This is a genomic window from Endozoicomonas sp. (assembly GCF_031844845.1).
Lineage (GTDB): Bacteria > Pseudomonadota > Gammaproteobacteria > Pseudomonadales > Endozoicomonadaceae > Endozoicomonas.
The window spans coordinates 1-9,226 of record NZ_JAVRMB020000426.1 but is presented as its reverse complement, the minus strand read 5'-3'; the positions used below and the strand labels follow the sequence as shown (position 1 = coordinate 9,226).

The 9,226-nt window shown below is 43.9% G+C and carries 12 protein-coding genes; 3 read left to right on the top strand and 9 right to left on the bottom strand.

The window, feature by feature from the left end:
• A partial coding sequence (locus tag RM811_RS23370; RefSeq protein WP_402529111.1) for a class II glutamine amidotransferase occupies positions 1-607 on the top strand: 607 nt, incomplete at its 5' end.
• A 105-nt stretch (positions 608-712) separates the two neighbouring features.
• Here RM811_RS23370 and RM811_RS23365 read toward each other — a convergent pair.
• Positions 713-2,809 (bottom strand): ankyrin repeat domain-containing protein, encoded by a 2,097-nt coding sequence (locus tag RM811_RS23365; protein ID WP_402529109.1) that lies wholly within the window; start codon positions 2,807-2,809, stop codon positions 713-715.
• 641 nt (positions 2,810-3,450) lie between these two features.
• Here RM811_RS23365 and RM811_RS23360 point away from each other — a divergent pair.
• Positions 3,451-3,678: a hypothetical protein gene (locus RM811_RS23360; RefSeq protein WP_402529105.1), complete on the top strand. Its 228-nt coding sequence runs from the start codon at positions 3,451-3,453 to the stop codon at positions 3,676-3,678.
• A 53-nt stretch (positions 3,679-3,731) separates the two neighbouring features.
• A complete protein-coding gene (locus RM811_RS23355) occupies positions 3,732-5,354 on the top strand; it encodes a recombinase family protein (RefSeq protein ID WP_402529103.1) in 1,623 nt (540 codons plus the stop codon).
• A 16-nt stretch (positions 5,355-5,370) separates the two neighbouring features.
• Here the strand turns inward: RM811_RS23355 and RM811_RS23350 are convergent, their stop codons facing one another.
• The 8 genes from RM811_RS23350 to RM811_RS23315 form a co-directional block, all read right to left on the bottom strand.
• Positions 5,371-5,538 carry a hypothetical protein gene (locus RM811_RS23350; protein WP_402529101.1) on the bottom strand — a complete coding sequence of 56 codons (168 nt, stop codon included), beginning with the start codon at positions 5,536-5,538 and terminating at the stop codon, positions 5,371-5,373.
• Positions 5,539-5,542: 4 nt separating this feature from the next.
• Positions 5,543-6,028: a Rha family transcriptional regulator gene (locus RM811_RS23345; protein ID WP_402529099.1), complete on the bottom strand. Its 486-nt coding sequence runs from the start codon at positions 6,026-6,028 to the stop codon at positions 5,543-5,545.
• Between the two features lie 83 nt (positions 6,029-6,111).
• Entirely contained in the window at positions 6,112-6,471 is a 360-nt protein-coding gene (locus tag RM811_RS23340) for a hypothetical protein (protein WP_402529097.1), read from the bottom strand.
• A 13-nt stretch (positions 6,472-6,484) separates the two neighbouring features.
• Positions 6,485-7,387, bottom strand: a complete 903-nt coding sequence (locus tag RM811_RS23335; RefSeq protein ID WP_402529094.1) for a Rha family transcriptional regulator — start codon at positions 7,385-7,387, stop codon at positions 6,485-6,487.
• 59 nt (positions 7,388-7,446) lie between these two features.
• Complete coding sequence (locus RM811_RS23330; RefSeq protein ID WP_402529093.1) at positions 7,447-7,587, bottom strand: hypothetical protein; 141 nt, start codon at positions 7,585-7,587, stop codon at positions 7,447-7,449.
• An 82-nt stretch (positions 7,588-7,669) separates the two neighbouring features.
• Positions 7,670-8,221, bottom strand: a complete 552-nt coding sequence (ssb, locus tag RM811_RS23325; protein WP_402529090.1) for a single-stranded DNA-binding protein — start codon at positions 8,219-8,221, stop codon at positions 7,670-7,672.
• Complete coding sequence (locus tag RM811_RS23320; protein ID WP_402529088.1) at positions 8,222-8,545, bottom strand: hypothetical protein; 324 nt, start codon at positions 8,543-8,545, stop codon at positions 8,222-8,224.
• 11 nt (positions 8,546-8,556) lie between these two features.
• On the bottom strand, positions 8,557-9,226 hold a 670-nt coding region (locus tag RM811_RS23315; RefSeq protein ID WP_402529086.1), incomplete at its 5' end, for a hypothetical protein.

The following is a 9,226-nucleotide window of genomic DNA, read 5'->3' as shown; positions in this document are numbered from 1 at the left end:
CCCCAGCTGTGATTCTGAAATTGCCAACCTGGTGTGTCGCTACCCCATCAAAAGTAACATTGTGGTCAGCCATATTCGTCAGGCAAATGCCGGAAGAATCGCCCTGGAAAACACCCACCCATTTACCCGGGAGCTTTGGGGAAAATACTGGACCTTTGCCCATAACGGCCAGTTAAAAGGTATCAAGAAGTTTCCATTGAAACACTATTTTCCAGTAGGCACTACGGACAGTGAGCACGCCTTTTGCTGGATAATGGATCAGATTCGGGAACGTTTTGCCAAGCCTCCGAAGCGGCACACCAGTATCCAGCGTTTTATTCAGAAACTTTGCGATCAGCTCAGGGAGCTGGGTGTATTCAATATGCTGCTGACCGACTCCCGCTACCTGTTTTGCTACTGCAGCACCCGGCTGAACTGGATAACACGGAGAGCCCCTTTTGATCAGGCCAGTCTGAAAGATGCTGATATCACCGTGGATTTCTCCAGGGAAACCACAGAAAATGATGTAGTGACCGTTGTTGCAACCGCCCCGTTAACCATTGATGAAACCTGGCATCCTATTCAGCCTGGCGAAATGGTGGTGTTTAGTCAGGGTGAACTCTGTTGATGGTGTCACCTTAACGTCTTATTCTGGCCGTGCAGCAACATTTAATGGCAAACCTGAGTTGTGGAGCTATAGTCCACAACTATTTATTTCCGATTGCCATATCTTCTATTCAAAACGGCCAGTCCCGTTCGAGCACCCAGATCTACTTCCAAGCTCATCACATAAACACTCCATATCAGCTTCATTCACTCCCGACAACAGGCCACTCAAAATTTTACCAGACAATGCCATTATATTGTCATCAGATGCACGACCAATAACTACTTTAATAATTCCTGCCCTTTCTTTTGAATATGACAAGCCCATGGCATAATCCAGCGCTGAACGACCACCTTGATCGACAACATCAGGGTTAGCGCCGTATTTCAGCAAAAGATCAACAATCTCAAGATGATCACTAAACATTCTACTAAGGGCATAGTGCAGAACAGTTTGACGAATAACAATATCGCCTTTCTTAATTTCTGATGGTTTATTAATAACACCTTTCAAATAATCATTTCCCAACGTTTTTTCTATCGAACCAATAAGTTCCCTGAGACAAAAGTAATTATTTTCCCCATATTCAGAAACTGATTTTGTAAGTGCCTGATGAAATGACGTCGTCCTTTTCTCCTTATTGATATCGGCACCAGCCTCAACCAAAATGTCAAAATAATAGTACAACCCTCTTGAAGCAGCACAATTTAAAGCCGTATCACCATCATCATCAACAAAATTAATGTATTGTCTTGCCATTTCTGGTTTTATTTTTGCGTATTCTGAGAGTTCACCTAGCATTTTCTCCAGAAACGGAAAACCATGTGTAGCCTCATAAACCTCACTAACCGGATTATATCTTCCAGATGATTGGTCATAAACATGGGCAATCATTTCAATCAAAGGAGTTGAACCTGTTGATCTATGTTTCTTAAGAAAATATGGGGTGCTATTTAAGCAGAAAGAATTAGCAGAATTGATTTTATCGCCGATTTTATTTCTCAGGGCAGCCATCAGTGCGATCCGATCACCGCCAGATAAAGCATTACTTGATGTAGGTAAATCTTTATTAAAAGTTAATGTTCGAATTTCGCTATATTCACTACCACCCAGACCACTGACTTTCCGTTGTTTTCCACCATCAGGGATCTCTTTCTGATGAATTCTTCTTTTTCTAGTATCAATTCTTGTACCAGATTTTTTTTTACCGATTCTACCGCCCCCCCTATCCTGTTCTTTTATTGTCTCCCTACCGGAAATATCCTGACCATTATCGACAGTTTGCTGCTGTTTAATATACCGTCTCCAGCAAAACGTCTCTTCTTCAAATAAACTCTCATTTCTTTTATCGTCGTTATTCAATCCTTCAGTAGCTTTGATGGCTCTGTTATTAGTAATAGTGGAACGCTCTTTTCTGGCAGCTTTTTCGGGTAATTCAGTGCTGCAACTGTCAGAACGGGGGCGTTTTTGAGCTTTTCCCTGATTTCCACTATTACCTGCAACAGAGCCAGCTTTGATCATGGAAAAATCCAACCACCAGGCTGCCAGTCTCACTCTCTTATCATCAGAATTACCCCTTAATGCCTGACCCACCCATTGAATCCATTTCAAAGGATGATTTAATCCATGCTTATCAATTGTGTTCAACCACTCATGAAAAATGGAATGTTTTTCCAGAAGGAGATCTTTATTGCCCCGTATTATTTTTTCAAATGCAGACGAATAACTCCACACAGCCTTTATATCAAGACCTGAAAATACTTCAGCCTTCAATCCTACTGAATACTTCTCAGATATACATTGTAACTGTTTACCAACAGTAAATTCTGAAGCGGGACAAAAAGTATAGGCCACACCACCATTTGGTGATTTTTTTTTAACAACATCAAATCCGATTGCTATTTCTTCAAGAGTAAAACCATCTCTTTTGGTATAGCGCAATAATTCTTTTAAATTATTTGGCCGCGGCCCTGTCAAAAAGCAGTATTGATTTACAGCCAGTTTTGAACAACCAGTTTTGACTGATTCAATATGTGAGTCTTTTATTCGTTTGTCAGCGTTTTTTAATGAGCAGCCAACATTGCTCGGACAATTTTGGCCGACAGGATCGGATGCAACAATAATAGTACGACCACTCCGCGACCTCCTGAAATGATTCGCATTATTTTCAAATAATGTACCAACTTGATCAGGAAGGATAGTTTTCCGATAGACTTCATTCATTATTATTCTGCCCACTTCATAAAAATAAAAAACAATATCTGGCAACTATCAGTTCAAAAAAAAGGTTTTTAATATTGTGGAAATACGAGATGCCGGAGTAATACAAAAAGTGCAAATAAACTAGAGAACCACATACCAACAGACCAGTTTCACCAACAATAGTTCACTGCTACTTGCTATTTTTCTCCGTGTTTTTTTAATACACAAATGCTCATGACGATGGTTTCGTCACCCTCTGCCATGGAAGATTTGGCCACAGAGGCACGGAGACACAGAGGAAAAGCTTTTTCTCTTCTCCGTGTGTGTCTCTGTGCCTCCGTGGTAATTTTCTTTCACGGAAAATAATAACCAAGAAATGAAAGAAATAGTGAAAGAAATAGGACACCCATAAACTGAAAGAAATAGGACACCCATAAACTAGAAACAAAAGAAATAGACAAAGAAATAGGACACCCATGAGAAAAGAAGAAAGAAATAGGACACCCATAAACTTGACTCTCTGAGCAAAGAAATAGCAAAGAAATAGGACACCCATAAACTGAAAAGAAATAGCAAAAGAAATAGGACACCCATAAACTTGACTCTCTGAGCAAATAACTTACTTTTCTCCTGAGCCCATTCTATTCCTGTCAGGAGAACCCATGACCAGCCCCCGACGAACTCTGATCGATACGGCAAGTACACCTTACTACCACTGCATCGCTCGCTGTGTTCGGCGGGCGTGGCTTTGCGGTCAGGATGATTTTTCAGGAAATAACTACGAACATCGCAGGCAGTGGGTGATCGACCGACTCCAGTTGCTGGTGAATACTTTTGCTATTGAAGTCTGTGCCTATGCCATTATGTCCAATCATTATCAGCATGTATAAACAGTTTAAGTTGTCTCCACCCTGTTATTAATGCACGATGGTAGTAGACAATTATGACAACCCCTATAACTATGACAAAAACAGCTATAGCTACAGCAATCACTGAGACAGTTCGGATAATTTACTGTTATTCATACCAAAGAATATCGTCTAAAAAGCAGTTGCGGGGTACAGGTATTACACGCCAGCTCGAAAGCAGCGCAGCAGTGTGTGAGGAAAAAGGCTGGACACTGGACACAACATTTAGACTAACTGATATAGGTAAGTCGGCGTTCCACGGCAGGCACCTTGATGATAAGGCCGCTCTCGGTGGCTTTCTTAAAGCTGTCGATGACGGCTTGATAAAACGGCCTGCTGTGCTGTTAGTCGAAAGCCTGGACAGACTTAGCCGTGAGAACATTATGGATGCCCTGGAGCTATTCATACGCATCTTAAACACTGGCATCTCAATCTATACAACGATAGACCGGATAACTTATAACCGGGAAGATATTAAATCTAATTTCGGTCCGCTTATTATCTCCATTACGATACTTTGTCGTGCCCACGAAGAAAGCCTGATTAAATCCGAGCGTACAAAAAAAAGCTGGCACTATGCAGCCGAAAGACTAAAAGCGGGCGGTATAGGTCGCTCTAACATATATCCGCATTGGATTGATATATCATCAGGCAAACCGTTGATCATTGAGAAGGAAGCAAACATAATCAGATCGGTATTTGACCTATGTATTGATGAAAACATGAGCTATGCACAAATAACACAGCATTTAGTCGCAAAGCATGGTAACAAGTATCGTATTTCCCCAGCCGGGCTGAAAAAGTTATTTACTAAAAAAAGAGTGCTTGGTATCTATGAAAGGAACTACGAAGATATTAAATCGTATCCGGCGATAATCGAAGAAGCTAGATTTTATGCCGCTCAAGCTGCAATTAAAAACAGAATAAAGCGTAGTAATGGAAGAAAAACGTCATCATGTTTAAATTTTTTTAAATCGTTATTAAAGTGTGGTTGCTGTAATGCTGCTGTCGTAATCTCGGGTTCTAATAGTATTTATCAATCGTTCAGGTGCAACGGCAGGTATAGATATAAGAATTGTGAAAACAAACTAACATTATCTGTTAAAAAGTTTCAACCAATTCTAATCAAAGCTGTCGCATGTATAGATAAAGACGACTTGCTCGCCAGCGCATCAAACAGAAAAAAATTAACGCTAACCAAAGCCCTGAACGCAAAGGAGGCAGAGCTGGAGGATAAGCAGACAAAGATAGGCAATCTGGCCGCACTTGTGGAAGCAGGATCGACAACAGGCGTACAGAGAGTAGTCGCCTTGGAGTCTGAAATAAATGACTTACAACAGGAAATGCTATCAATACAAGATCAACTGGACATGATGAACTCCCCGATACTGGAAGCCAGTCTTGACCACATCAATTCATTCCATCAGCGGTTTCAACTGGATAAAGTGTCAAGCGAGGATCAGAGGCCGTTTATTGATGCTGTCAGCACAACTATTGAAATGATAGTTATTAATCCATCACCGGAGAAAGGACAGCTGGCAATCGTCAATATACGTCTATTATCCGGCATTGAGCTAAGGTTGGTGGTGTTTAAAACCTATGCCGCGCTTCTGTATCGGGGTAGTAAATGCCTGCTCAGAATAGAGCCAAGGGAGTAAATGCAGGGTGGGAGGGCTATAAGCCCTCTCTCTCCAGCCAATCAATAATCAATCTTTCAACAACATTCGATCCGGCTATTTTTTTTCCTTCAACGGCTTTGATGAATCTGAATACAATTTCTTCTTTAAACTCAAAGCAATGAATCATGGTGTTGTCTTTTTCGCACTTTTTAGCGATGTCCATATCCCTATTCCCCAAAACAAAGCTGATACTGATACTTGGCTTCCAGCTCGACCTTACGTGCGGTCAGCAGTGCTATATCTTCCCGGCGCTTTCTGAGTGCCTTTCCGGCCACTGATGCCCGTTCTTTGCTGTAACGACACTCTAAGGCGAAGTCCTGTAGCTCTTTCTGTAGCTGGCCGTGGTGATCTTCTAATAGTTGGCGCATCTGTAAGAAGGCGTCCACCAGTGCTAACTGACCTTTTTTTGATTTAATGCCACCGATGAACGGTACGGCAAATAAAAACCCTCTTTCTGTGAGTTCATACATTGGATGCTCCTTGCCCTGAATATCGGTATAAGAGGTCAGCAAGATTTCTAGTTCACCTATATACCCTTCAGCTACCAAGCTCCTCAGGCTTACCAGAACATTTCTGTGTGGTCGATCAAACAAATTAGCCAACACCATCGAGTTCGTTTTCAACGCACCCTTTTCTATAAAGACAATGTCCATATCCCTATACCTCAAAATAAATCTGATACTGATACCTTTCTCAAAGCAGGAAATTCTGCTTTGAGTGGGTGATAAGCTGGCTATCAGTGATAAATTATTTCTGCTACGACCAGTATGATTTCACTAGAGATACGTTTTTTTTCTTCGTTAATCCGCTTTAAAGGCACTGTGAATTTCCGTATAGGTTTTCGTCCCGTTATGCTGGGGAGTACACAATGTAAGACCAGTTCGGAAATTTCGATCATGGGGATGCCGGAGTGTTCATCTTTGATGATCTTGAAATCATTTTCAGTCAATCTCTCTCCGTATCCAGCTTCAATAAAGCCTTTGAATACCCAGAACAACGCACTGCAAACCCGACGATGACTACGATTGAGTTCTCTGGAGAGAATGATCGAGTTCGTTTTGATTTGCCCATCCTTATCAAACATAATTGGGTTCATATCCCTATCCCCCTTAAAACAAATCAATCACATTGTTAGTAAACACCGGCTGATAACCGTGTGTAGGTACGAGCGCAGCGGTATCACGGTCAATAAGATCATCTTTGCTCGGATTATACAGCGCCCCGTATTTCCAGCCTTTCCCTGTGAGCGTCCATCTACGGTACGGTGTTATAAACTCAATCAGACCTTTTTGCTCAAGAATACTTACAACCTCCCTTTTGAGCAGTTCTACAATATCAGACAGCTCAGTGAACGAATGGTAACCTTCCAGGCCGTAGCGCCCCCTCTGCTTTCTCAGACCACTGGCCGGTTCCTGGACAGGTTCGGGTAAACTGACTTTCTGGTTAGCTGGCATTACAGATTCAGCTGGCGGTGTCATCATCTGTCTGAGCTGTGTCGGGGTGTAGGTCATTGCCTGGGTGAGAGCTGGGTGACCCAAGGCTTCCAGGGGGGAGAAACCGATTATGCGATTTGTAGCCCGATCCGCTGATAACAAAGCCTGGTTACCCTCTAAACCGTATATCTTGGCTAACTCCACTGACTCAATAGCTATTCTTATCTGTTCGCTGTGGTTAGTTGGCAATTCTGGCTCATTGAACTGCTGACTGATTGGGATAGCTTGACCGGTTTCCAGTTCATGCCACCTTTTCAGGACGGCTGCTCGACGCTCAACATCATAACCGGTGATCAGGACTGTAAACTCGAAACTTGGCAGGTTGTATTCAGTCTGCTCCCGATTCATGGTGTCTAAATAGATACCGAGGAATTTGGAGGCATCTATTTTCAGGGTTTTCAGCATTACTTCAATGTCACGTTTGACATGATAATGCTGCTTGTCGGTGGCCTCTGCAATCTGACGACTAGAGATAGTTTGATCAGAATTTTTATTGAAGGGGATGATTGTGCTGTCCATGCTCATAGTCCTTTTTATTATTATTAGATGCCGGAAAATTTTCCGACATCTCTAAATCCCTAACGGTTATTCTTGCGAGCCAACTTCAGAGCCTTCCGCTTTGCTTGCTTCTGGGTCTTGGTGCAACGCTTCTTGCGGGGACGACGATCATTCGATGATTCATCAGTATCATTCAGGTAATTACTGAGGGTGTTGTTCATAAAGTCGTACTCCTTGATCATTATTATTATTTCCCTGGAAGGGGGGCTGGTACTTCCTGAACCAGCGTTATGTAGCTATGGGCTAAAAGGGCACATTAGGATCGAACTGGTCACCACCTTGATAGGGCTGCTGTCCATTGCCTTGCCCTTGTGAGGGCTGCTGCTGGGGTGCCTGTTGATATTGTTGTGGTGCCTGTTGTGCAGGGTGGTTTGCTGGACGTTGCTGCGATTGCTGTTGTTGGCGCTGAGGTTGCTGCTGGTTAGGCTGCTGTACCCCATCTTCCATCTTGGAAAGCATTTGCATCACACCACTGAACCCATCAACCACAACTTCAGTGGTGTAGCGATCCTGCCCACTGTTATCCTGCCATTTGCGGGTCTGGAGCTTCCCTTCGATGTAGACCTTGCCGCCTTTCTTCATGTACTGCTGGGCAATTTCAGCGAGCTTTCCGAAGATCACGATACGGTGCCATTCAGTCTTTTCCTGAACTTGACCACTGTTCTTATCTTTCCACGCCTCCGAAGTAGCGATGCTAAGATTAGCCACCGCCATCCCCGAAGGTGTGAACCGTACTTCCGGGTCTTGCCCAACATTCCCTATGAGAATGACTTTGTTGATTCCTTTCTGAGCCATTTAAGCGGCCTCCTCGTTGGTTACACTTAGTTTTTCCAGTACCGTTTCGCACTCGATGATGACTCTTTCCATATCAGTGATTGGGTAATCCTGATCCAACGTCACAATGGCCTTGTAAACAGGCTCGTGAGCATCGTCGTCATAGTCCTCGGCGTCTGCTTTCTGATACGGGCAGTTATGGTTGATCGAAACATGGACCCACTGAACATGGCCTGACCAGTGGACAAACATATCCACGCCTTCCCCGGTATTCATGGCCATCCACAACAGTCGTTGAAGTCCAGCCAGGTAAAGGGTTTTGATACTCTGAGTTACGTCTTGCATGGCAAACACTCCTACTTCTTCTCGGGTTGATTTTGCTTATTCAGCTTCTCGTTAATCCGGTTCACGCTCTCATTAGCGGGCTTCTTCTTCTCCTTCTCCGCCGACTTATCCACAAAGCTGCCAAAGAAATCAGACGGCTTACCGACACCGGCTTCCAGTGACTCGCTGATGGACTTGAGGTTGATAGCCTCCTGAAGCGACAACTTGCTCAGGTCATGCCCTAAATGCTGCTCAATATGACGACGCTCGACACCGAACCGGGCAAAGGCTTCCAGCATCCGGCCCTGATGCTCGGGTGACAGTAATTTGGAGTGGTTAGCCAGCGTATTCTTGATCGTATCAATGGCTACCTGCTGCATGGAGTAAGGAATCAGAGCCATTAAGCAGGCACGAACCCGACGCATTCCCATATTGGCCATCAACTCGTAACGGTCACGCTGATCGGACAGGGCATAGCTGCCTTGGCGGGTGGAACGCTCCATAGGGACTGTCCAGCGCATCGAGCGGCGCACATTGCTCTCAATGTCCCAGGCGAAGGCTTCCAGCAACACTTCCTTTTCAGTCTGTTCCAGCTCGACAATGCCGTACTCGAAATTCCCCAAACAGGCGGCTAACTGCTCAATCAGCCGAATAGAAGCCCCGGTGACCACTTTCCCGCCTCTGGGGTAGGCATACATACCC